Below are 20761 nucleotides of genomic sequence, written 5' to 3' on the forward strand. Positions count from 1 at the left end.
CATGTTCGATCTTTCCGAAGGAGGCCCCCATGGGCGTGAGATCCGCTTTTCTTTTTGTCATCGTGCTGCTCATCGCGGCGCTCGCCGCGCTGAACTGGGGCACGCTGTCTGCATCCACCGATGTGTGGCTGGGCTTCATGACCGTCTCGGCGCCGCTGGGCCTGATCATGCTGGGCCTGACAGTGGTGCTGGCCGCTTTCTTCCTCGTCTACGTGCTGTACCTGCACAGCTCGGTGCTGATCGACACCAAGCGCCACACCAAGGAAATGCAGGTCCAGCGCGACCTGGCGGACAAGGCCGAAGCCTCGCGCTTCACCGAACTGCGCAATTTCCTGGAGGCGCAGGAGAACAAGCACATGGCGCAGAACGCCGATCGTCAGGCGGCGATGCTGGCGCGCCTGGAGCAGCTCGAAACCGCGATCCGCCTGCGCTCGGACCAGACCGACAACACCGTGGCCGCGCACATCGGCCAGCTCGAAGACCGCATCGAGCGCCGGCCGGTACCGGCGGACATCAACCCGCAGGCGTGATGCCCCTGGGGCCTACTTCGTCGACAGCACCCAGGCTGCGAGCTTCTTCGCGTCGGCTTCGCTGACCTGGTTGTTCGCCGGCATCGGCACCGGTCCCCACACGCCGGAGCCGCCCTTCATGATCTTGCTGGCAAGAGTGTCGACGGCGCCCTTGTCGTCCTTGTACTTGGCGGCCACGTCCTTGAACGACGGGCCGAGCACCTTGCGCTCGACCGCGTGGCAGCTCATGCAGTTCTTCGAAGTCGCCAGGGCCAGGTCTGCGAAGGCGGGCGCGGCGAGCGTTACGAGGCCGAGGCCCAGAGCTGCCGACAACAAGACTCTTTTCATGGGGGATCTATTTGGTAAGGGCTGAGTTACATTCGACTCAACGCGATTGTAGGTAGCACCGTGCACGGCGTACGGATGCGTTGCCAGTACGACCCGGAGGGATTCGCAATGTGGTTTCTGGCATTGGGCCTGCTTGGACTGGCCCTCAAGTATCTCGAAGTAGGCATGGTCGCCGGCTGGAGCTGGTGGATCGTGCTGTCTCCGTTCGCGATGGCCGTCGCGTGGTGGGCCTGGGCCGATTCGTCTGGCTATACCAAGCGCAAGGTCATCGAGCGGGAAGAGCGGCGCAAGCAGGACCGCATCGACCGCCAGAAGACCAACATGGGCATGAAGACCAGCAACGGGCAGCGCCCGCGCCGCTGAGTCAGCGCCATCGGCCGAAGTCCCGGCACCGCATGCATCAAGCAGAAGTGCCATGGACGAAGAAGCCACCACCCACGCGCTGATCGTCTTCGGGCTGTCCCTGCTGCTCGGCCCGGCCCTCGGCGGCCTCGTGGGGTGGCTCAAGAGCTTTTTCTGGGGCGTGGGTGTCGGGGCGCTGGTGATCGGCTTCGCCGGCCTCTACGGTGCGGCCACCATCGGCTGGCATCGCTACCAGTCGATTGCCGGAACCACCAGCGTGCAAGGCAGCCTGGTCGAGTTCGTCGACGAACAAAGCAAGGACAGCAACGGCCGCACCACGGTTTCGCGCGCGCCCATCGTCGAATACACCGCGTCCGACGGGCAGAAGCGCCGCGTCAAGGGGCTGGGCGGCGGCCTGTCGGGCAAGGAGTGGGGCGACGCGGTGGAGGTGCGCTACAGCGTGGCCGATCCCTCGAAGGCGCTGGTGGCCGATTTCCAGAACATGTGGGGCGGGGTGTGGGGGCTCGGCATCTTCGGTGCGTTTCCGAGCATGTTCGGCCTGTTCTTCATCGGCATGGCTCTGAAGGAGGGGCGCAGCAGATACGGCTACGGCAGCAGGCCACCACCTGTGCGCGAGCCCACGCCGGTGCAGAAACGCTGGCGCACGCGCGGCACCGTGCTCGCCAACATCGTCTTCCTGGCCGGCTTCGCGCTGGTGTTTCTCTATCCCGACCCGGAACCGATGAAGCAGTTTGGCGCGGGCTTCATGACCATCGGCGCCGGCGCCATGCTGCACTTTCTCGTGCAAAGCCTGCCGCCGGCACTGGAGTTCCAGGCTCGCAGCATCCTCGCGATCGTAGGCCTCGGGTTTCTGGCCTTCGGCTACGGCGCGTGGATGATGGCCTGAGTGGTGGATTTCAGAACTTGTCGAGCACCGCGCCCGAGCTCGCGCTCGAGGCGTTGAACGCGAACTTCGCCTGCACGCCGCGCGTGTAGCGCGGAGCCGGTGCCTTCCAGCCTTCGCGGCGCTTGGCGATCTCGGCTTCTGGCACGTTCAGTTCGAGCTTGAGTTCGTGCGCGTCGATGGTGATCGAGTCACCCTCGTTCACGAAGGCGATGGTGCCGCCGGCTGCGGCTTCAGGTGCCACGTGGCCCACCACCATGCCCCAGGTACCGCCCGAGAAGCGGCCGTCGGTGATCAGTCCCACGCTTTCGCCGAGACCTGCGCCGATCAGCGCGCCGGTCGGCGCCAGCATCTCGGGCATGCCCGGGCCGCCCTTGGGGCCGAGGTAGCGCAGCACCATCACGTCGCCGGCCTTGATCTTGCCGTCGAGGATGGCCTTGAGCGCCGACTGCTCGTCGTCGAACACGCGCGCCGGGCCGGTGATGACCGGGTTCTTCAGCCCGGTGATCTTGGCGACCGCGCCTTCGGGCGACAGGTTGCCCTTCAGGATGGCGAGGTGGCCTTCCGCGTACATGGGCTTGTCGATGGGGCGGATCACGTCCTGGTCGGCGCGCGGCACGTCCGGCACGTCCTTCAGCACTTCGGCGATGGTCTGGCCGCTGATGGTGATGCAGTCGCCATGCAGCAGGCCGGCCTTCAGCAGCACCTTCATCACTTGCGGAATGCCGCCGGCCTGGTGCAGGTCGACCGCGAGGTACTTGCCCGAGGGCTTCAGGTCGCAGATCACCGGCACCTTCTTGCGCATGCGCTCGAAGTCGTCGATGGTCCATTCGACCTCTGCCGCATGCGCAATGGCCAGGAAGTGCAGCACCGCGTTGGTCGAGCCGCCCGTGGCCATGATGACCGCCACGGCGTTCTCGATGGCCTTCTTGGTCACGATGTCGCGCGGCTTCAGGTCTTTCTTGATCGCCTCGATCAGCACCTTGGCCGATTCCTTGGCCGAGTTGGCCTTCTCGTCGTGCGGGTTCGCCATGGTCGACGAGTAGGGCAGCGAGATGCCCAGCGCCTCGAATGCGCTGGACATGGTGTTGGCCGTGTACATGCCGCCGCAAGAGCCGGTGCCCGGGATGGCGCGCTTTTCGATCTCGTGCAGGTCTTCGTCGCTCATGTTGCCGGCGGCGTTCTGGCCCACGGCCTCGAACACGCTCACGATGTTCAGGTCTTGCCCCTTGTAGCGGCCCGGCAGGATGGTGCCGCCGTACACGTAGATGGCCGGCACGTTGGCGCGCAGCATGCCCATGAGGCCGCCGGGCATGTTCTTGTCGCAGCCGCCGACCACCAGCACGCCGTCCATCCACTGGCCGCCCACGCAGGTCTCGATGCAGTCGGAAATGACTTCGCGGCTGACCAGCGAGTACTTCATGCCCTCGGTGCCCATGGCCATGCCGTCGGAGATGGTGGGCGTGCCGAACACCTGCGCGTTGCCGCCGGCTTCCTCGATGCCCGCGATGGCCGCGTCGGCCAGCTTCTGCAGGCCGGAGTTGCAGGGCGTGATGGTGCTGTGGCCGTTGGCGACGCCGACCATCGGCTTCTTGAAGTCGCCTTCTTCGTAGCCCATGGCGTAGAACATCGAGCGGTTGGGCGCGCGGCTCTTGCCTTCGACGATGTTGGCGCTGCGGCGGTTGATCTGGATTGGCTTGGTGTCCATGGTGTCTCTTCTATCGTGGGGAGATCGGGGGAGCCCAAGTATCGGACTTCTGATTGATTGCTTCCAATCCAATTTCAAGCACAGATTGATATGCTTGGCGTATGAATGAAGCCCTGATCGACCTGCGGGCCTGGCGCCAGTTCGTCGCCGTGGCCGAAGAGCTGCACTTCGGTCGCGCCGCGCTGCGGCTGCACATGACGCAGCCACCGGTCACGCAAGCCATTGCCCAGCTCGAGAAGACGCTGGGCGTGGTGCTGTTCGACCGTACCCGGCGGCGCGTGGCGCTCACGCCGGCCGGCGAGGCCTTGCTGCCAGATGTGCGCGAGCTGCTGGCTCGCGCGCAGGCGCTGCCCGCCCGGGCCCGCGCGGCGGCGGCGGGGCAGGTGGGCCGGGTGCGCATCGCCTTCGTCTCGACCGTCGGCTTCGAGCAACTGCCGGCCTGGGTACGTGAATTTCGCGTGCTGTGCCCAGAGGTGGCGCTCGAACTGGTCGAGGCCACCGGCGACGTGCAGCTCGAAGCCTTCGCACGTGGCGAGATCGATGCGGGGCTGATGCTGCATTCGCCCGGTGCGGCGCCGCCAGGGCTGGCCCGGTTGCCGGTGGAGGAAGAGGCGCTGGTGCTGGCCCTGCCGGCGCAGCACCGGCTCGCCCGCGCGCGGCCCGTGCCGCTGGCGGAGGTGCTGGCCGAGCCGTTGGTGATCTTTCCGCGCCGCATCGTGCCCTCGCTGCACGACGCGGTCTTCGACCTCTATCACGCGGCCGGCCGCGTGCCGCAGGTGGCGCAGGAGGCAATCCAGATGCAGACCATCGTCAATCTGGTGTCGGGCGGCATCGGCGTTGCCTGGGTGCCGCACAGCGTGATGCAGTTCCGGCGCGCGGGCGTCGTCTACCGGCAGGTCGACGAGTTCAAGGGCGTTGGGCGGCGCCGCGTGGCCTTGCCGGCCTGCGAGACAAGCCTCGTGTGGCCCGCACAGGCCGCGCATCCGGCGCTGGCGCGTTTCGTGGCGTTCGTGCGCGAGCGCACGGCACGGGCCCAGGCGAAATAGCGGGCAGGGCGCCTGCCTTTGCCTCTATCTGCGCGATGCCCGCGCGCCACCCGTCTTCGACACCGCTCGCGGGTCGAGCGAATCGGAGAGCAGGGTTTCGAGCCAGCCCGCGAAGGCCTGCACGCGCCGCGACAGGTTGCGCCGGTGCGGGTACACGAGCTGCACCGGCAGCGGCTCGGCACGTGCGTCGGTCAGCACCTCGATCAGTTCGCCGGCCGCGAGGTGCTCGCGCACGTCGTATGCCGGAATCTGGATCAGGCCCAGGCCGGCCAGTGCGCAGGCGATGTAGGTCTCGGCATTGTTCGCCGCCACCTGGCTGCGCATGCGCAAGCTCGCGGTTTCCCCGTCGCGCTGCCATTCCCAGGGAGCGGCGCGCCCGCTGGTCGGCGAGGCGTAGTTGACGGCCATGTGCTGCGGCAGATCGACGGGCGTGCGCGGCGTGCCGTGGCGTGCCAGGTAAGCCGGGCTCGCGCAGTTGATCAACGTGAAATGCCCGAGCGGCCGTGCCACCAGGCTGCTGCTGGCCAGCGGACCCACGCGCAGCGCACAGTCGACGCCTTCGAGCACAAGATCCACCGCGCGGTCGCTGGAGCCCAGTTCGAGCTCGATGGCCGGATGGCGCTCGAAGAAGCCCGGGAGTGCTGGCGCGATCAGCCGCCGCGCGATGCGGCTCGGCACGTCGACCTTGAGCCTGCCGCTCACCTGGCCGTGCGCGGGCAGGAACTGCTGCTCCATGTCTTCCATGTCGGCCACCAGCGCGCGGGCGCGCTCCAGCATCACTTCGCCGTCGGGCGTGAGGCCCACGCGGCGCGTGGTCCGGTGCAGCAGGCGAGAGCCGAGGCGGGTTTCGAGCTGCTGCACGGCCGTCGAGATGGTCGCGCGCGGCAGGCCCAGGCGGTCGGCTGCGCGCGTGAAGCTGCCGGCCTCGGCCACGCGCACGAAAACCTGGAGGAGGTCGATGCGGTCCATGGGTAATCTGAATTGTTCGTGATTTATTGAACAGTCTAGCCTTCGCTGGGTGATTTATCTGCATTGTGCTGATCAATAGACTGAATGCTCCCGTCACGCATCACCCTCTACAAAGGAGTCCATTCATGTCCGCACGCACTCTCAAGAACAAGGTCGTCGTCATCGCCGGCGGTGGCAAGAACCTCGGCGCCCTCATCGGGCATCAGATGGTCGACGGCGGCGCCCGCGGCGTCGCCATTCACTACAACAGCGACGCCTCGCGCGCCGATGCCGAGAAAACCGCCGCCGCGCTCAAGGCCAAGGGCTCCGACGCGCTGCTGGTACAGGGCGATCTCTCGGTGGTCGACAACAGCGTGAAGCTGTTCGACCAGGCCGTGAAGCACTTCGGGCAGGTCGACATCGCGATCAACACCGCCGGCGTGGTCATCAAGAAGCCGATCCTCGACGTCACCGAGGCCGACTACGACAAGAGCTTCGACGCCAATGCCAAGGCTGCCTTCTTCTTCATCCAGCAGGCCGGCCGCACGATGGCCGACGGCGGCAGCATCGTCACGCTGGTGAGCTCGCTGCTGGCGGCCTACACGCCGTTCTATGCGATCTATCCGGGCTCGAAGGCGGCGGTGGAGCACTACACGCGCGCCGCGTCGAAGGAGTTCGGCGAGCGCGGCATCTCGGTCAACGCGATCGGCCCTGGCCCCATGGACACGCCGTTCTTCTACGGGCAGGAGAGCAAGGAGGCCGTCGAATACCACAGCAGCGCCGCCGCGCTGAGCAAGTTCTCGAAGAAGGGCCTCACCGACATCGAAGACATTGCACCCATCGTGCGCTTCCTCGTCACCGAAGGCTGGTGGATCACCGGGCAGACGATTTTTGCCAACGGCGGCTACACCACACGCTGATCCGGCAAGATGCCGCCTGGAGGACGAACGACATGCACACGATCATGGTGATGGGCGGCGGCTTCGTGCTGCTGGTGGTGTTCCTGCTGGCCGCGCGCTTCATGGGTGACGGCTCTTCGGCGGCGCTGGCCGTGGCGGCCAAATGGTTCATTCCGGCGTGGTTCATCGGCGCGGGCATCAACATGGCCGTGGGCGTGATCAAGGCGGGGTACTCGGTGGCCGAGGAGCTGCCGATCTTCCTGTTGATCTTCGCGGTGCCCGCCGTGGTGGCGGGGCTGCTGTGGTGGAAGTTCGGGCGCTAGTTCTTCGGTAGCGGCCTGAATATCCCCGTCCCGGCCCCGACATTCGGCCGGGGCACAATCCGCGGATGCTCATGTATCCGCAGATCAACCCCATCGCCCTGCAACTCGGGCCGGTGGCCATTCACTGGTACGGCCTGACCTACCTGGCCGCGTTTGCGCTCTTCTATTTTCTCGGCACGCGCCGGCTGCGGCATGAGCCGTATCGCTCGCTGGTGGGCGCAGGCGCATGGCAGCGCAGGGACATCGAGGACATTCTTTTCCTCGGCGTGATGGGCGTCATCGTCGGCGGGCGGCTGGGCTATTGCCTGTTCTACAAGCCCGAGTTCTATCTCACGCATCCGCTCGAAATCCTCTACGTGTGGCAGGGCGGCATGAGCTTCCACGGCGGGCTGCTCGGCGTGATCGGCGCGATGGTCTGGTTCTCGCGTTCGCGCGCACGGCCGTTCTGGCAGGTGATGGATTTCGTTGCGCCCTGCGTGCCGACAGGTCTGGCTGCCGGTCGCGTGGGCAACTTCATCAACGGCGAGCTGTGGGGCCGCTTCAGCAGCCCCGACTTGCCCTGGGGCATGGTGTTTCCGCAGAGCGGATCGATGCTGCCGCGCCATCCCTCGCAGGTCTACCAGTTCCTGCTCGAAGGGCTGCTGCTTTTCGTGGTGATGTGGCTCTATGCGCGCAAGGAACGCAAGCAGGGGCAGGTGGCCGCGGTGTTCCTGATCGGCTACGGCGTGCTGCGCTTCGTGGCCGAGTACTTCCGCGAGCCTGACGATTTCCTCGGCCTGCGTGCACTCAACCTGAGCCAAGGGCAGTGGCTCAGCGTGCCGATGGTGATTGCCGGCATTGCGCTGTGGTTCTGGTTCGGTCGCTCGGGCACCAAGACAGCCACCGCGCGCGCTTGAGCCTCTTCAATCGGAAGTTCGCAGGGTAAGTACCAGCCGCGCCGGATCGGGCGCAGGCTCAGAATTACGCGTAATTACAGGAAATTACGTCGCACTTGCTGCCCCGATCCGTATGCGCCTGGTCCCCAACTCCCTGCACGATGAAGTCGCCGCCACGCTGCGCGAGCAGATCTTCGACGGCACGCTGACTCCCGGCAGCTTCCTGGACGAGGCAGCCCTGTGCGAGCGGCTCTCCATCTCGCGCACGCCGCTGCGCGAGGCGCTCAAGGTGCTTACCGCCGAAGGCCTGCTGCGGCACGAGCCGCGGCGCGGCTGCTTCGTCAACGAGGTGACCGAGCGTGACCTCGACGAGATCTTCCCCGTCATCGCGCTGCTCGAAGGCCGTTGCGCCTACGAGGCCGCCCGCAACGCCAGCGACGCCGAGCTGCACGAACTCGACGCGCTGCACGAGCGGCTGGTGCGCCACGCCAAGGCGCGCCGCATCAACGACTACTACGCCACCAATCACATCATTCACGAGGCGATCATCAAGCTCGCTGACAACAAGTGGCTGGCGCAGGTGATCGGCGACCTGCGCAAGATCCTCAAGCTTGCGCGGCTGCAGCAGCTGCATGCGCCGGGTCGGCTCGACCAGAGCCTGTCGGAGCATCTGGCCGTGTTCGCCGCGCTCAAGGCGCGCGACAGCGAAGGCGCCGACGCCGCCATGCGCACGCACATGACCCGCCAGCGCGAGGCGCTGCGCGAAGTCATGAGCCATCAGAAATCCAGGGTGATGCCGTGACCATCCCCTCAAAAATTGGAGTGCCCCGATGAGTGCGACCGAATGGTTCCAGGCGCGGCTGCGTTCTGGCGAAAAGTCCAAGGTGCCCGTGGCGCCCGAAGCCGCTGCCAAGAGCGCGCCGAAGAACGCGCCCAAGCCCAGCGCACGCTCGACCGCCGAGCGCCTGCAGGTCACTCTGCGCAAGGCCGACGAAGCCCTGTCGCCGCGCGCGTTGCGCCGCGTGCTGGCCGACCTGCAGGCCGTGATCGACCCGCGCGTGAGCGAGGTCGAGGGTGGCCGCCGCGCCCACGCCATCGCGGACGCCTACCGCGCCGCCACGGCCGAAGAGCGCCGCGACTACTGGGCGCTCATGAGCGAGCATTTCGCCGCCGATGCGCAAAAGCTCAAGACTGCCCGCGACCAGCACCAGGCGGCAGTCGGCACGCCCGACGAAGGCCAGGCCGAGCTGCGCCTGCGCCGCGCGCTGGTGTCGCCGCGCATGCGCTTGCTGCAGCGCTTTGCGGTCGAGCCCGAAGGCATGCGCTTCCTGGTCGACCTGCGCGCTGACCTGCTTCCGTGCCTGAAGGCCGACAAGCGCCTGCTCGCGCTCGACGCCGAGCTGGAGCACCTCTTCTCCACCTGGTTCGACGTGGCCTTCCTCGAACTGCGCCGCATCGACTGGGATTCGCCCGCCTCGCTGATCGAAAAACTCATTCGCTACGAAGCGGTGCACGACATCAAGAGCTGGTCTGACGTGAAGAACCGGCTCGACGACAGCGACCGCCGCTGCTACGGCTTCTTCCATCCGCGCCTGCCGAACGAGCCGCTGATCTTTGTCGAAGTGGCGCTGGTCGATCGCATCAGCGACGGCATCACGCCGCTGCTCGACGAAGCCGCCGTGCCCGTGCTGCCGGCAAGGGCCACCACCGCGATCTTCTATTCGATCAGCAACACGCAGAACGGTCTGCGCGGCGTGAGCTTCGGCGACTCGCTCATCAAGCGCGTGGTCGAGACCCTGCAGGACGAGCTGCCGCGCCTGAAGACCTTCGCCACGCTCTCGCCGATTCCGGGCTTTCGCACCTGGCTCGCGAAGAACGCCGCCGACCTGCTGCCGCGCCTCGACGAGAAGCGCGAAGCCGAGCTCGGCCGCCTCGTCGGCTCATTGCCGCCGACCGCCGAGCGCCTGCTCGCCGCGGTCGACGCGGCCGCCACCTTCGACGCGAAGTCGCCGCTGCGCCAATGGCTGATGCAGGCCGCCGCCGAGTACCTCGGCCGCGCGCTGGTCGACGGCACGCCGGCCGACCCGGTCGCTCGCTTTCACCTGGGCAACGGCGCCCGCGTGGAGCGCCTGAACTGGGCGGGCGATCCGTCGCCCAAGGGGCACAAGCAGTCTTACGGGCTCATGGTCAACTACCTCTACGACCTCAAGCGCCTGGACAAGCATCGCACCTGGCTGGCGGATGGCAAGGTGGCAGTATCGGGAGACGTCGAAAGCCTGTACTTCAAAAAAGGCTGAGGTCCTTATCGGAAAGTCCCAAGCGCCGGCGCCACAAGCGCCTGCAACAGCCGCATGGTGCGGCAAGATCCACAACGACAGACAGGAGAAGAGACACATGAACCCAAGCTTTCAACGCCGCGACGTCCTGCGCGTGGCTGCCGCCGGTGCGGCCGTTCTCTGCGGCGCAGCGCGGGCCCAGCAGGGCTGGCCGACGAAGCCCGTGACGATGATCGTGCCGTTCCCGGCCGGCGGCGGGACCGACGCGTTCGCGCGGCCGCTGTCGGGGCAGTTCTCGCGGCTGACGAACCAGTCGCTCATCATCGATAACCGCGGCGGCGCTGGCGGCACGCTGGGTGCGAGCGTGGCCTCGAAGGCTTCGGCCGACGGCTACTCGCTGTTCATGGGCGCGGTGCACCATGCCATTGCGCCGTCCGTCTATCCCAGGCTCGACTACGACATCGAGAAAGACTTCGTGCCGCTGATGCTGCTGGCCAACGTGCCGCAGGTGGTGGTGGTCAATCCGCGCCGCGTGGCGGCCAACAACATCAAGGAATTCATCGCGCTTGCCAAGGCCAACCCCGGCAAGCTGAACTACGGCTCGGCTGGCGCCGGCACCTCGCACCACCTGGCCGGCGAGTTGTTCAAGATCCAGACCGGCACCTTCATCACGCACATTCCTTACCGTGGTGCCGGGCCGGCACTGGCGGACCTGATCGCCGGCAATGTCGACCTGATGTTCGATGGCCTCGGCTCCTCGGCCCAGTACATCAAGAGCGGCCGCATCAAGGCACTGATGGTGGCCGGCACCAAGCGCAACCCCGCGTTCCCCGACGTGCCGTGCGCCGCGGAGGTGGGCTTGCCCGACTACACCGTGACCACCTGGTACGGACTGTGGGCACCACGGCGCACGCCCGCCGATGTGCAGCCGCAGATCGTCGCCGAGATGCAGAAGGTGCTGGCGGCTGACGACATCAAGAACATCTGGGCCCAGAACGGCTCGGAAATCCCGACCCTCACGGGCCCTGCCTACGGCAGCTTCGTGAGTTCCGAGATCAAGCGCTGGGCCACGGTGGTGAAGGCCTCGGGCGCAAAGATCGAATGACAGGCGGCAGCGGCATCTCGTTGCGCCAGGAAGGTGCCATCGCGTTCGTCACGTTGTCGAACGCGGGGCGCCTCAATGCCATGACGCGCGCCATGTGGCGTGAGCTGCGCGCCGTGTTTGACAGCCTGCGCAATGACGATGCTGGCCTGCGCTGCGTGGTCGTGCGCGGCGAGGGCGGGGCCTTCTGCGCGGGCGGCGATATTTCCGAGTACCCGTCGTTCCGCTTCGAAGAGCCCAGCCTGCGCGAGTTTCACGAGAACGAAGTGTGGGCCGCGCTGCAGGCCATGCTCGACTGCGCGCTGCCACTCGTCGCGCAGATCGAGGGTGCCTGCATGGGCGCGGGCATCGAGATCGCGAGCTGCTGCGACATCCGCCTGGCCGGCGCGTCCGCGAAGTTCGGCGCGCCCATCGCAAAGCTCGGTTTTCCGATGGCGCCGCGTGAAGCCGCGCTGGTGCATGGCGCCATTGGCGACGTGCTCGCGCGCGACATGCTGCTCGCCGCTGGCGTGCACGGTGCGCAGCGCCTGTACGACGCGGGCTTCCTGCTGCAGGTGCTGCCCGACAACGAAGTGGCGGCCGCCGTGCAGTTGCACGCCACGCGCATCGCCGCGCTCGCGCCGCAGGCCGCGCGCCTGCACAAGCAGACCTTTGCCGCACTGCGGGCCGGAGCCCCGTCGGCCCACGACCTGCTGGCCACCGCCTACGACTACGCCGACTCCGCCGAACACCGCGAGGGCATCGCCGCCTTTCTCGCCAAGCGCACCCCGAATTTCTGAAGATAAGAAACCGTCAGATGAAGAAGACCGCCAACGCCAACCTGTTCGCCGCCCTGCGCGCGGCTTTCCCAGCCGACCTCGACAGCATCGCCGTCGAAACCGACAACGGCCTGTTCTATTCCTGGCGCGACATCGAGCGCGCCAGCGCCATGATCGCCAACCTGCTCGATGCGCTGAAGCTGGAGAAGGGCGCGCGCATCGCGGTGCAGGTCGAGAAATCTGTCGAGGCCATGCTGCTGTACCTCGCCACGCTGCGCGCGGGCTACGTGTTCCTGCCGCTCAACACCGCATACCAGAGCGCCGAGATCGAATACTTCATCGGCAACGCCGAGCCGGCTGTGGTGGTGTGCACCAGCCGCAATGCGTCGTGGGTGGGGCCGATCGCCAACGCGGCGGGCACGCAGCACGTCTTCACGCTGGACGACGACCGCACGGGCACGCTGCTCGAAATTGCCGCGCAATGCAGTGACCAGCACACGCCGGCCCAGCGCAAGGCCGACGACATGGCCGCCATCCTCTACACCAGCGGCACCACCGGCCGCAGCAAGGGCGCGATGCTCACGCACGGCAACCTGCTGTCGAACGCCCAGGTGCTGAAGGACTACTGGGGCTGGACTGAAGGCGACGTGCTGATCCACGCGCTGCCCATCTTCCACGTACACGGCCTGTTCGTCGCGCTGCACGGCGCGCTGCTCAACGGCAGCAAGATGCTGTGGTTCTCGAAGTTCGACCCGAAGCGCGTCGTGCAGAAGCTGTCCGAAGCCACGGTGTTCATGGGCGTGCCCACCCTGTATGTGCGGCTGTTGGCCGAGCCGGGCCTCACGCGCGAGGCGGTGCGCAACATGCGCCTGTTCGTCGCGGGCTCGGCGCCGCTCTTGATTGAGACTTTCGACGAGTGGCGCGAGCGCACCGGCCACACCATTCTCGAACGCTACGGCATGAGCGAGACGGTCATGCTCACGTCGAACCCCTACACCGCCGCACAGGGCGAACGCCGCGGCGGCACTGTCGGCTTTGCGCTGCCGGGCGTGCAACTGCGCGTGCGCGACGACAGCGGCCGCGACTGCACCACCGACGAGATCGGCAACATCGAGGTCAGCGGCCCCAACGTGTTCGCGGGCTACTGGCGCATGCCCGAGAAGACGAAGGAAGAGTTCACCTCCGACGGCTTCTTCAAGACGGGTGATGTGGGCAAGATCGACGGCCTGGGCTACATCGTCATCGTCGGGCGCAGCAAGGACCTGATCATCAGCGGCGGCTACAACGTGTACCCGGCCGAGATCGAGGGCTACATCAACGAGATGGCCGGCGTGGCCGAGAGTGCCGTGGTCGGCGTGCCGCACCCCGACTTCGGCGAGGTGGGCGTGGCCATCGTCATCGCGAAGGCAGGTGCTTCGCTGGATGCCGAGGCCATCGTGGCCGACCTGAAGGCCAGGCTCGCGAACTTCAAGATTCCGAAGCGCTGCTTCGTCGTGCCGGAGCTGCCGCGCAACGCGATGGGCAAGGTGCAGAAGGCGCTGCTGCGCGCGGAGCACAAGGCGCTGTTCGCAGCCTGATCGAATCGGCTCATGCAACGGGCGCCAGCCCGTTCATCAGCCCGCTGCGCGCGTGGCAGTTGATGTACTCGTAGCTCTGCTCGTCGGCCTTGAGCACCGACACCTCGTGGTACACGCGCAGCTGCAGCTGGAAGTTCAGCGCCTGCACATAGCGCATGAAGCTGCCGAAGATCGCGACGTGCGTGGGGTGCGATTCGGCCCAGCGCTCCATGTCGGCCAGCGAACGCCAGTAGCTCAGGCCGAAGGACTTCTGCAGCGGTGCGCCTTTCGCGTCGAGGTGGTGCATGTAGCGGTTGCTGTAGCAGCCGATGCCCAAGCCTTGGTCGCGCAGGAAGTCCATGCCCTCGCGCAGCACCGGCTCCATGTCTTCCAGGTAGAGCGTGCGCTCCTGCCCGGTGGTGTCGGTCCATTCCTGGCCGGAGCGGATCATCGCGATGTTCTCGTGGCCCGCGATGCGCACGCGCTGGTCCGGAGCCGGCGTGCCGGCGATCACTGCACGCGTGCCCGAAGGCGTCATCGCATCGGTCTGCGAGAGCGGGATGCGGTCGCGCATCGAACCCCAGTAGCCGTGCTCCTGCAGTTCGCCGCTGACCTCGCCCATGACCACGCCGACGCCCTCGAAGCGGTCGGGTGTGTTGAACATGGTTTCGAAATGCTCGACGCGCGGCGACGCGATCTCGCGGAAGTAGCCGAGGCCTTCGTTGAGCCGATCGTCGGAGCGCCACCAGGCATCGATTGCGGGCGTGGCGCACCAGCGTGCGTAGGCCGCAGCGTCGCTCCAGTAGGCGATGGCGATCATGTTGTCGAAGCCCTCGGCATCGACGTAGTGCGTCAGGTCATGGTGGCCCGGGCCGTCGGGCAGGGCGAAGTCGCGGGCGATCTTCATCAGCGCGGCGCAGGCGCGGCCCTGCATTTCGGGGCCGCGCGACTGCACGCCGAAGTAGCCCATCACGACCTGCTTCACCGATGTTGGCGCACGGGCCGACCACACGGGGTAGGGCGGCGTGTAGTCGTCTTCCACGCGACGGTGCCGCGTGCGAGGGCACTTCAGATGCTCGGCAATGGCGGATTCCATGGCGTGCCTCCTTGGGTTCAGGCCGCGACTGGCTCGGGCACGCTGCTTTCAGGCTCGGGCGTGTGCTGCACTACCACGGGTTCGCGGCGTGTCTTGTTGAGTAGCAGTTGGGTGACGTCAGGCCGCGAGTAGTGGCCGCTGGGATCGGCCGCCGCCTTGGCGAGCGAGATCATGCCGAGGTCGATGTCGGCGATGATCAGACCCTCTTCGTCTTCCGCCAGCGGCGTGCCCAGTGGCGAACCGTCGGGCGCGTAGATGCGCGCAAAGCCGCCGCCAGTGCGCAGCATCTGCTGCTTGCCCGCGTCGGTGCACATCAGCTCGCTCATGGCCTTCGACACGGTGGCGCAGGGCGCGACCACGAAGCACTGGCCCTCGGCCGCATACACCTGGCTCGCGGCGTTGTTGACCTCGGGGCCCAGCGCGTAGGCCGCGCCGCGGTACAGCGAAAAGCTCGGCCATGCGCCGCAATGGATCTGCTCGTTCTGCGAATACATCGCGTACTTGCTCAGCGGCTGCAGGTGCTCCCAGCACGAGAGCGAGCCGATGTTGCCCAGCGCCGTCTCGACCACGGCGAGGTCTGAGCCGTCGCCTTCGCCGAACACAGTGCGTTCCACGTGCGTGGGCTTGAGCTTGCGCCGCGTCTGCGCCGTGTTGCCCTGGTCGTCGATGAGCGCCTGCGCAATGTAGAGGCTGCCCGCCGCCTTCTCGCTGTAGCCGAGCGAAACCCAGATCTTGAGCTTGCGCGCTGCCTCCCTGATGCGGTCGAACTCGGCCGAGCCTACGACCAGCGAGTTGTCGTGATAGCGCTGCACGAACTGCATGCCCCAGGCCGGCGAATCGAGCCAGATCCACCACGGATAGCCGGGCACCCAGGTTTCGGGAAAGGCGACGAGCTGCACGCCCTGTTTCGCGGCCTGCGCCATCAGGTCGATGGTCTTGTCGATGGTGCCGTCGAGATCGAGGAACACGGGGGCGGCCTGCACGGCGGCAACGCGCAGCTTGGGGTGGACGGTGGTCGGCATGGGGGTTCTCCAGATGCAATGAAAGTAACGAGGCGTCTTCCGCACCTACGGCGCACCGGGTTTGCGCTGTGGCATGCGGGTTGCTTGAAGCGTAAATTCGCGCCGCCGGAACGCCTTGACCCGGATTGGCGGCGTTCTTGTTCCAGCGTTGCATGCCCTTGTTGCCAAGGCTTTCCGAGGACCCCCGATGACCCAGTTGCTCAGCACCGACGCCGTCCCGCGGGACCAGCGGCTTGCCTACTGGACCGACATGATCTGCAACGTCTACGTGCAACTGGGCTGCGATCCGGTGCGCGAAGGCGATACCTGCGATTTCGAAGGCAGCATCCGCCAGCACGCGCTGCCCGGGCTCGACGTGTCGGTCGTCACCTCGGGCCCGCAGAAGGTGATGCGCACGCCGGGGCACATCTCGCACTCCAGCGACGACTACTTTCTCGTGAGCATCCAGGCGCGCGGCCGTGGCGTGGTGCGGCAGGACGGCCGCGACGCCGTGCTCGCGGCCGGCGACTTCGCGCTGTACGACAGCACGCGGCCTTATCAGCTGCTGTTCGACGAGTCCTTCGAGCAGATCGTGCTCAAGCTGCCCGGCGAACGCCTGCGCAGCGAACTGCGCGACACCGAGGCGCTGACGGCTACTACGGTGTCAGGCCGTGCGGGCGCGGGGCACCTGCTGCTGGGCATGATCCACACGCTGCGCGAAGACATCGATACGCTGCAGCCCACGTCGGCGCTTGCGGTGGCCAACGGCGTTCAGAACATCCTGGTGGCGGGGCTGCAGACGCTGCCTGCGGCGAGTGCGCCGTCGCTCAGCAACCTCACGGCGTATCACCTGGCGCGCGTGAAGCGGCTCATCGACGAGCAGCTGGCCGATCCCTCGCTGTCGGTGGGCACGCTGGCGGCGGGGTTGGGCGTGTCGGTGAGCCACATCCACCGCGTGTTCAGGAGCGAGCCGCTGACGCCGTCGCAGTACATCTGGGAGCGCAGGCTGGAGGCGTGCAGCCGCGACCTGCTGGAGCCGCGCCTCGCGGGCCGGCCGGTGGCCGAGATTGCCTATGGCCGCGGCTTCAACGACGCGGCGCATTTCAGCCGCGCGTTCCGCGAGCGCTTCGGCTGCTCGCCGCGCGAATGGCGGCAGCAGCGCATGCAGTAAGAAGGGCTACTGGACCAGCATCACCGTCGTGTTGGTTTCGGCGACCACCTTGGTGGCGACCGAGCCCATCAGCGCGCGGCCGAAGATGCCGTGGCCATGGGTGCCGAGCACGATCAGCCCGGCTTGTGCCGCCGCGGCCGACTTGAGGATTTCCTCGGCCACATGGCCGTGGCGCGAGTCGATCGTGTAGTTGCTCACGCCGCTCTCGGCGAACAGCGCCTTCACCGGGTCGAGCACCTTGGCGTTTTCCTCGGCGTAGTAGTCCGTCACCAATTCTTTGCTCAGGTGGCGCGCGACATGGCCCGAGATGCCGGTGCACACGTGCACCACCACCAGTTGGTGCCCGTCCACGAACATTGCGCGATTGGCAAGCAGGTAGTCGAGCGCCTTGCGGGTGTAGGCGCTGCCATCGACGGCGATGAGGATTTTCATGAAACCCTTATACGGCGCGGCTTCGCGCACCGCAACGGGGCGTACCTCAGGCCCGAAGGGCTTTGCCCGGCCAGATCAGCCGTGCAGGCCCTTCCAGAGCATGTAGGCCGCGAGCAGGTAAAGGATGCTCGCGAACACGCGCTTGAGCTTCTTCACCGGCAGGCTGTGCGCCGCCTTCGCGCCCAGCGGTGCGGTGAACACGCTGCACAGCGCGATCACGGCCAGCGCGGGCAGCCAGATGTAGCCGAAGGAGCCAGCCGGCAGGCCTTGCACCGACTGGCCGCTGACCGCATAGCCGAGCACGTTCGCCACCGCGATCGGGAAGCCCAGCGCCGCGCTGGTGGCCACCGCGTTGTGAATGGACACGTTGCACCACGTCATGAACGGCACGCTGATGAAGCCACCGCCCGCGCCCACCAGGCCCGAGATGAAGCCGATCGCGCCGCCCGCCGCGAGCTGGCCGCCCGTGCCCGGCATCTGCCGTGTGGGCGCGGGCTTCTTGTCGAGGAACATCTGCGTGGCCGAGAAGCCCACGAACAGCGCGAAGAAGATGGCCAGCGCAGTGCCCTTGAGCAGCGAGAACACGCCCAGGCTGCCAGCAAGGCTGCCGATGACGATGCCGGGCGCGAGCCGCCGCACGATGTCCCAGCGCACAGCGCCGCGCCGGTGGTGCGCGCGCACGCTGGACACCGAGGTGAAGATGATCGTCGCCATCGAGGTGGCGATGGCCATCTTCACCGCGAGGTCGGCCGGCACGCCGCGATGGCCCATGATGATCGTGATGAACGGCACCATCAGCATGCCGCCGCCGATGCCCAGCAGGCCCGCGAGAAAACCGGTGCCGAGGCCGAGAGCGGCGAGTTCGGCGATCAGGAGGGGGTCGAGCAGGGCAGCGATATTCACGGGAAAGTCACGCAAGAGAAGTGAGGGGTTGGAAAAAGCAACGGCCCCGAGCAGTGGATGCAGGGGGCCGTGGCAGGAAAAGGTGTCTGCAGGTGATGTGCCGGACCCGCATCCTGAACCAGGGTTCAGGTGGGCGAGGGCAGCAGGACTTCGGGTTCATCTGACGCGAGATGATCACGCCCGTCGAGCGATGTACCAAGCCCGGCTCCGGAGAGCATTGGAACAAGGAAATATTAAGCCCGACACAGTCTGCAGACGGACTGGATTTTACGCCTCGTCCGTCTTCGTGCCAGCCTTATTCAGAGTAAATGTCCATCGCCAGCCAGGGCCTGATCGAGTTTCTGGATGAGCTGCGTGGCCTTCGCGTCGGTTTCGACGCTGTCTGCAGCCGAAGTGGCAACTGGTGCCGCGGGCGCTGCGACAACAGCGGCCTGCTGCGCGGCGAGGTCGAACGCCAGGTTCAGCGAAGCCAGCACCGCGATGCGGTCACGGGCCTTGACTTTTCCGGCATCGCGGATCTTGCACATGGCTGCGTCCACGCGTTCGACGGCTTCGCGCAGCTGCGCCTCGCCGCCATCGGGGCAGCCGAGCAGATAGCTCTGGCCCATGATCTGTACTTCAATCTGCTTCATGCGGGGGAATCTTCGGAGGGTGGTTCAGCCGGCAACCGTTCGAGCAGGGCATCGAGGCGCGTACGTGCCGCAACGAGCCGCGACTTCAGGGCGTCGCGTTCGCGCGTGAGCGCATCGACCTGCTCCTGCAGCAGCGCATTGGTGCGTTGCACCTCTTCGTGACGCACAAGCAGTCGTTCAACACGCTCGGCGATCTGATCGATAGGGCTGGAGGCGGGCATGGTTGGCGATTGTAGTTTCCCAAGGAAGCGGCCCCCAGGCGGTGCCTGGGCGTGGCATGGATTCTGCTGCCTTCCAGTTGCCTTTCAAACTCCAATAGCCTGTCAATGACCACGAAGAACAACACTTTATTCAGTCGGCGCGACCTGCTTACGCTCATCGGCAAGACCGCAGGGGGCGGCGCGATGTACCAGGCGATGACCTCGCTGGGCTTTGCCGCCGAATCCAACTACAGCGGACCACCGAAGCTCGATGGTGCAAAGAAGGGTGCGTCGGTGCTGGTTCTTGGCGCAGGCCTGGCCGGCATGGCCGCCGCGCTCGAACTGCGCAACGCGGGCTACTCGGTCAAGGTCCTCGAGTTCAGCAATCGCGCGGGCGGCCGGTGCTGGACACTGCGCGGCGGCGACACCTTCACCGAGCTGGGTGGCGCCGTGCAGCAATGCGGCTTCGCCAAGGGCGAGTACTTCAATCCGGGGCCGTGGCGCATTCCCTATCACCACCATGCAGTGCTGGGCTACTGCAAGCGGCTGGGCGTGGCGCTGGAGCCCTTCGTCCAGGTCAACTACAACGCGCTGGTGCATTCGAGCAAGGCCTACGGCGGCAAGCCGCAGCGCTACCGCCACGTGCAGGCCGACTACCAGGGCTACGTCGCCGAGCTGCTCGGCAAGGCCACGACGCAGGGCAACCTCGACGCGGCGCTGACGAAGGAAGACAAGGAGAAACTGCTCGAAGGCCTGCGCCGCTGGGGCGCGCTCGACACGCAGTTCCGCTATCTCGAAGGCACCGTCAGCAGCGACCGCCGCGGCTATGAAGTCGATGCGGGCGGCGGCCTCATGCCGTTGGCCAAACCGTCGAAGCCGCTCGACATGAGCGAGCTGCTGCAATCGAATCTTTGGCGTTACATCGCCAGCGGGCAAGACTACGAATTCCAGAGCGCGATCTTCCAGCCCGTGGGCGGCATGGACATGATCGCCAAGGCCTTCCAGAAAGAAGTGGGCAGCCTGATCCGCTACGGCGCCAAGGTCACGAAGATCGAGCAGAACGACCGCGGCGTGACGGTCACCTACACCGATGCATCAAAGGGCGGCGCGGTCACGCAGGCCAAGGCCGACTGGTGCCTGTGCACCATTCCGCTGTCGGTGCTCAGCCAGATCGACATCCAGGTGGGCTCGGCAATGCAGGAGGCCATCAACGCCGTGCCTTACGGCGCTTCGGTGAAGGTGGGCCTGCAGTTCAAGCGCCGCTTCTGGGAAGAAGACGAGCACATCTACGGCGGCATCAGCTACACAGACCTGCCGATCTCGCGCATTTCGTATCCCTCGACGCGCTATGGCGCCAAGGGCAAGTCGGTGGTGCTGGGCGCCTACGTGTTCGACGGCCCGAACTCCTACGAATTCACCGCCATGGCGCCCGAGGAGCGCGTGCGCCGCGCGGTCGAGTTCGGCACGCAGCTGCATCCGCAGTACGCGAGCGAATTCGACAACGGCATTTCCGTGGGCTGGCACCGCGTGCCCGGCACGCACGGCTGCTACGGCATGTGGACCGACGAGACGCGCCAGAAGCACTACAAGAACCTGTGCCAGGTCGACGGCCGCATCGCGCTGGCTGGCGAGCACGCTTCCTACATTCCGGCCTGGCAGGAGGGCGCACTGCTCTCGTCGCTCGACGCCATCCAGCGGCTGCATGCCCGCGCCGTTGCGTGAAAGCCGAGTG

Annotated in this window: 23 protein-coding genes; 14 read left to right on the top strand and 9 right to left on the bottom strand. The window is 66.6% G+C overall.

What is annotated here, in order from left to right:
* The first annotated feature begins 29 nt into the window (after positions 1-29).
* Complete coding sequence (locus BMW87_RS01960; protein ID WP_093073774.1) at positions 30-530, top strand: SPFH domain-containing protein; 501 nt, start codon at positions 30-32, stop codon at positions 528-530.
* A gap of 12 nt (positions 531-542) precedes the next feature.
* Here BMW87_RS01960 and BMW87_RS01965 read toward each other — a convergent pair whose 3' ends face one another.
* On the bottom strand, positions 543-857 hold the full coding sequence (locus BMW87_RS01965; protein ID WP_093056471.1) for a c-type cytochrome: 315 nt from the start codon (positions 855-857) through the stop codon (positions 543-545).
* A gap of 108 nt (positions 858-965) precedes the next feature.
* Between BMW87_RS01965 and BMW87_RS01970 the strand changes: the two genes are divergently transcribed.
* Entirely contained in the window at positions 966-1220 is a 255-nt protein-coding gene (locus tag BMW87_RS01970; RefSeq protein ID WP_093056472.1) for a TIGR04438 family Trp-rich protein, read from the top strand.
* 52 nt (positions 1221-1272) lie between these two features.
* Complete coding sequence (locus BMW87_RS01975) at positions 1273-2106, top strand: DUF3592 domain-containing protein (protein ID WP_093056473.1); 834 nt, start codon at positions 1273-1275, stop codon at positions 2104-2106.
* Positions 2107-2116: 10 nt separating this feature from the next.
* Here the strand turns inward: BMW87_RS01975 and ilvD are convergent, their stop codons facing one another.
* Positions 2117-3811, bottom strand: coding sequence for a dihydroxy-acid dehydratase (gene ilvD / locus BMW87_RS01980; RefSeq protein WP_093056474.1), 1695 nt, complete (start codon positions 3809-3811; stop codon positions 2117-2119).
* Positions 3812-3912: 101 nt separating this feature from the next.
* Between ilvD and BMW87_RS01985 the strand changes: the two genes are divergently transcribed.
* A complete protein-coding gene (locus tag BMW87_RS01985) occupies positions 3913-4857 on the top strand; it encodes a LysR family transcriptional regulator (RefSeq protein ID WP_093073776.1) in 945 nt (314 codons plus the stop codon).
* A gap of 24 nt (positions 4858-4881) precedes the next feature.
* On the opposite strand, the gene BMW87_RS01990 is transcribed toward BMW87_RS01985, so the two are convergent.
* Positions 4882-5826, bottom strand: coding sequence for a LysR family transcriptional regulator (locus tag BMW87_RS01990; protein ID WP_093073778.1), 945 nt, complete (start codon positions 5824-5826; stop codon positions 4882-4884).
* Positions 5827-5951: 125 nt separating this feature from the next.
* Here BMW87_RS01990 and BMW87_RS01995 point away from each other — a divergent pair, with 125 nt between their 5' ends.
* From BMW87_RS01995 to BMW87_RS02030, 8 genes are all read left to right on the top strand, one after another.
* Positions 5952-6725 carry an SDR family oxidoreductase gene (locus BMW87_RS01995; RefSeq protein WP_093073780.1) on the top strand — a complete coding sequence of 258 codons (774 nt, stop codon included), beginning with the start codon at positions 5952-5954 and terminating at the stop codon, positions 6723-6725.
* 32 nt (positions 6726-6757) lie between these two features.
* Entirely contained in the window at positions 6758-7027 is a 270-nt protein-coding gene (locus BMW87_RS02000; RefSeq protein WP_093056478.1) for a hypothetical protein, read from the top strand.
* Positions 7028-7092: 65 nt separating this feature from the next.
* The gene (lgt, locus tag BMW87_RS02005; RefSeq protein WP_093056479.1) at positions 7093-7923 is read left to right on the top strand and encodes a prolipoprotein diacylglyceryl transferase; all 831 of its coding nucleotides are present in this window, start codon (positions 7093-7095) and stop codon (positions 7921-7923) included.
* A 112-nt stretch (positions 7924-8035) separates the two neighbouring features.
* Positions 8036-8704, top strand: a complete 669-nt coding sequence (locus BMW87_RS02010) for a GntR family transcriptional regulator (protein ID WP_093073782.1) — start codon at positions 8036-8038, stop codon at positions 8702-8704.
* Positions 8705-8732: 28 nt separating this feature from the next.
* Entirely contained in the window at positions 8733-10199 is a 1467-nt protein-coding gene (locus tag BMW87_RS02015) for a malonyl-CoA decarboxylase (protein ID WP_093073784.1), read from the top strand.
* 97 nt (positions 10200-10296) lie between these two features.
* A complete protein-coding gene (locus BMW87_RS02020; protein WP_093056482.1) occupies positions 10297-11283 on the top strand; it encodes a Bug family tripartite tricarboxylate transporter substrate binding protein in 987 nt (328 codons plus the stop codon).
* The gene (locus tag BMW87_RS02025) at positions 11280-12059 is read left to right on the top strand and encodes an enoyl-CoA hydratase/isomerase family protein (RefSeq protein ID WP_093073786.1); all 780 of its coding nucleotides are present in this window, start codon (positions 11280-11282) and stop codon (positions 12057-12059) included. The genes BMW87_RS02020 and BMW87_RS02025 overlap by 4 nt, the downstream gene beginning before the upstream one ends.
* A gap of 17 nt (positions 12060-12076) precedes the next feature.
* Positions 12077-13615 carry a malonate--CoA ligase gene (locus tag BMW87_RS02030; protein ID WP_093073788.1) on the top strand — a complete coding sequence of 513 codons (1539 nt, stop codon included), beginning with the start codon at positions 12077-12079 and terminating at the stop codon, positions 13613-13615.
* Between the two features lie 10 nt (positions 13616-13625).
* On the opposite strand, the gene BMW87_RS02035 is transcribed toward BMW87_RS02030, so the two are convergent.
* Both BMW87_RS02035 and BMW87_RS02040 read right to left on the bottom strand, forming a co-directional pair.
* Positions 13626-14690 carry a phenylacetaldoxime dehydratase family protein gene (locus tag BMW87_RS02035; RefSeq protein WP_093073790.1) on the bottom strand — a complete coding sequence of 355 codons (1065 nt, stop codon included), beginning with the start codon at positions 14688-14690 and terminating at the stop codon, positions 13626-13628.
* Positions 14691-14707: 17 nt separating this feature from the next.
* Positions 14708-15712 carry a carbon-nitrogen hydrolase family protein gene (locus BMW87_RS02040; protein ID WP_093073792.1) on the bottom strand — a complete coding sequence of 335 codons (1005 nt, stop codon included), beginning with the start codon at positions 15710-15712 and terminating at the stop codon, positions 14708-14710.
* A gap of 187 nt (positions 15713-15899) precedes the next feature.
* Here BMW87_RS02040 and BMW87_RS02045 point away from each other — a divergent pair, with 187 nt between their 5' ends.
* Positions 15900-16862 carry an AraC-like ligand-binding domain-containing protein gene (locus BMW87_RS02045; RefSeq protein WP_093073794.1) on the top strand — a complete coding sequence of 321 codons (963 nt, stop codon included), beginning with the start codon at positions 15900-15902 and terminating at the stop codon, positions 16860-16862.
* A gap of 6 nt (positions 16863-16868) precedes the next feature.
* On the opposite strand, the gene BMW87_RS02050 is transcribed toward BMW87_RS02045, so the two are convergent.
* The 4 genes from BMW87_RS02050 to BMW87_RS02065 form a co-directional block, all read right to left on the bottom strand.
* Complete coding sequence (locus BMW87_RS02050; RefSeq protein WP_093056488.1) at positions 16869-17294, bottom strand: universal stress protein; 426 nt, start codon at positions 17292-17294, stop codon at positions 16869-16871.
* Positions 17295-17369: 75 nt separating this feature from the next.
* A complete protein-coding gene (locus tag BMW87_RS02055; RefSeq protein ID WP_093056586.1) occupies positions 17370-18191 on the bottom strand; it encodes a sulfite exporter TauE/SafE family protein in 822 nt (273 codons plus the stop codon).
* 305 nt (positions 18192-18496) lie between these two features.
* Entirely contained in the window at positions 18497-18829 is a 333-nt protein-coding gene (locus BMW87_RS02060) for a cell division protein ZapA (RefSeq protein WP_093073796.1), read from the bottom strand.
* Positions 18826-19050: a hypothetical protein gene (locus BMW87_RS02065; protein ID WP_019652365.1), complete on the bottom strand. Its 225-nt coding sequence runs from the start codon at positions 19048-19050 to the stop codon at positions 18826-18828. The genes BMW87_RS02060 and BMW87_RS02065 overlap by 4 nt, the downstream gene beginning before the upstream one ends.
* A gap of 105 nt (positions 19051-19155) precedes the next feature.
* On the opposite strand from BMW87_RS02065, the gene BMW87_RS02070 reads away from it, so the two are divergent.
* Entirely contained in the window at positions 19156-20751 is a 1596-nt protein-coding gene (locus tag BMW87_RS02070) for a flavin monoamine oxidase family protein (RefSeq protein ID WP_218149735.1), read from the top strand.
* Positions 20752-20761 lie beyond the last annotated feature (10 nt).

This window comes from Variovorax sp. OV084 (assembly GCF_900111625.1).
Lineage (GTDB): Bacteria > Pseudomonadota > Gammaproteobacteria > Burkholderiales > Burkholderiaceae_C > Variovorax.

What these genes read in the sequence shown, in the direction of transcription:
- BMW87_RS01970 (WP_093056472.1), top strand. Translation starts at nt 966, where the DNA reads ATGTGGTTTCTGGCATTGGGCCTGCTTGGACTGGCCCTCAAGTATCTC.
- BMW87_RS02035 (WP_093073790.1), bottom strand. Translation starts at nt 14,690, where the DNA reads ATGGAATCCGCCATTGCCGAGCATCTGAAGTGCCCTCGCACGCGGCAC.
- BMW87_RS02045 (WP_093073794.1), top strand. Translation starts at nt 15,900, where the DNA reads ATGACCCAGTTGCTCAGCACCGACGCCGTCCCGCGGGACCAGCGGCTT.
- BMW87_RS02050 (WP_093056488.1), bottom strand. Translation starts at nt 17,294, where the DNA reads ATGAAAATCCTCATCGCCGTCGATGGCAGCGCCTACACCCGCAAGGCG.
- BMW87_RS01995 (WP_093073780.1), top strand. Translation starts at nt 5,952, where the DNA reads ATGTCCGCACGCACTCTCAAGAACAAGGTCGTCGTCATCGCCGGCGGT.
- BMW87_RS01975 (WP_093056473.1), top strand. Translation starts at nt 1,273, where the DNA reads ATGGACGAAGAAGCCACCACCCACGCGCTGATCGTCTTCGGGCTGTCC.
- BMW87_RS02070 (WP_218149735.1), top strand. Translation starts at nt 19,156, where the DNA reads ATGACCACGAAGAACAACACTTTATTCAGTCGGCGCGACCTGCTTACG.
- BMW87_RS02065 (WP_019652365.1), bottom strand. Translation starts at nt 19,050, where the DNA reads ATGCCCGCCTCCAGCCCTATCGATCAGATCGCCGAGCGTGTTGAACGA.
- BMW87_RS02025 (WP_093073786.1), top strand. Translation starts at nt 11,280, where the DNA reads ATGACAGGCGGCAGCGGCATCTCGTTGCGCCAGGAAGGTGCCATCGCG.
- lgt (WP_093056479.1), top strand. Translation starts at nt 7,093, where the DNA reads ATGCTCATGTATCCGCAGATCAACCCCATCGCCCTGCAACTCGGGCCG.
- BMW87_RS01990 (WP_093073778.1), bottom strand. Translation starts at nt 5,826, where the DNA reads ATGGACCGCATCGACCTCCTCCAGGTTTTCGTGCGCGTGGCCGAGGCC.
- BMW87_RS01965 (WP_093056471.1), bottom strand. Translation starts at nt 857, where the DNA reads ATGAAAAGAGTCTTGTTGTCGGCAGCTCTGGGCCTCGGCCTCGTAACG.
- BMW87_RS02020 (WP_093056482.1), top strand. Translation starts at nt 10,297, where the DNA reads ATGAACCCAAGCTTTCAACGCCGCGACGTCCTGCGCGTGGCTGCCGCC.
- BMW87_RS01985 (WP_093073776.1), top strand. Translation starts at nt 3,913, where the DNA reads ATGAATGAAGCCCTGATCGACCTGCGGGCCTGGCGCCAGTTCGTCGCC.
- BMW87_RS02040 (WP_093073792.1), bottom strand. Translation starts at nt 15,712, where the DNA reads ATGCCGACCACCGTCCACCCCAAGCTGCGCGTTGCCGCCGTGCAGGCC.
- BMW87_RS02010 (WP_093073782.1), top strand. Translation starts at nt 8,036, where the DNA reads ATGCGCCTGGTCCCCAACTCCCTGCACGATGAAGTCGCCGCCACGCTG.
- BMW87_RS02015 (WP_093073784.1), top strand. Translation starts at nt 8,733, where the DNA reads ATGAGTGCGACCGAATGGTTCCAGGCGCGGCTGCGTTCTGGCGAAAAG.
- BMW87_RS02060 (WP_093073796.1), bottom strand. Translation starts at nt 18,829, where the DNA reads ATGAAGCAGATTGAAGTACAGATCATGGGCCAGAGCTATCTGCTCGGC.
- BMW87_RS02000 (WP_093056478.1), top strand. Translation starts at nt 6,758, where the DNA reads ATGCACACGATCATGGTGATGGGCGGCGGCTTCGTGCTGCTGGTGGTG.
- BMW87_RS02030 (WP_093073788.1), top strand. Translation starts at nt 12,077, where the DNA reads ATGAAGAAGACCGCCAACGCCAACCTGTTCGCCGCCCTGCGCGCGGCT.
- BMW87_RS01960 (WP_093073774.1), top strand. Translation starts at nt 30, where the DNA reads ATGGGCGTGAGATCCGCTTTTCTTTTTGTCATCGTGCTGCTCATCGCG.
- ilvD (WP_093056474.1), bottom strand. Translation starts at nt 3,811, where the DNA reads ATGGACACCAAGCCAATCCAGATCAACCGCCGCAGCGCCAACATCGTC.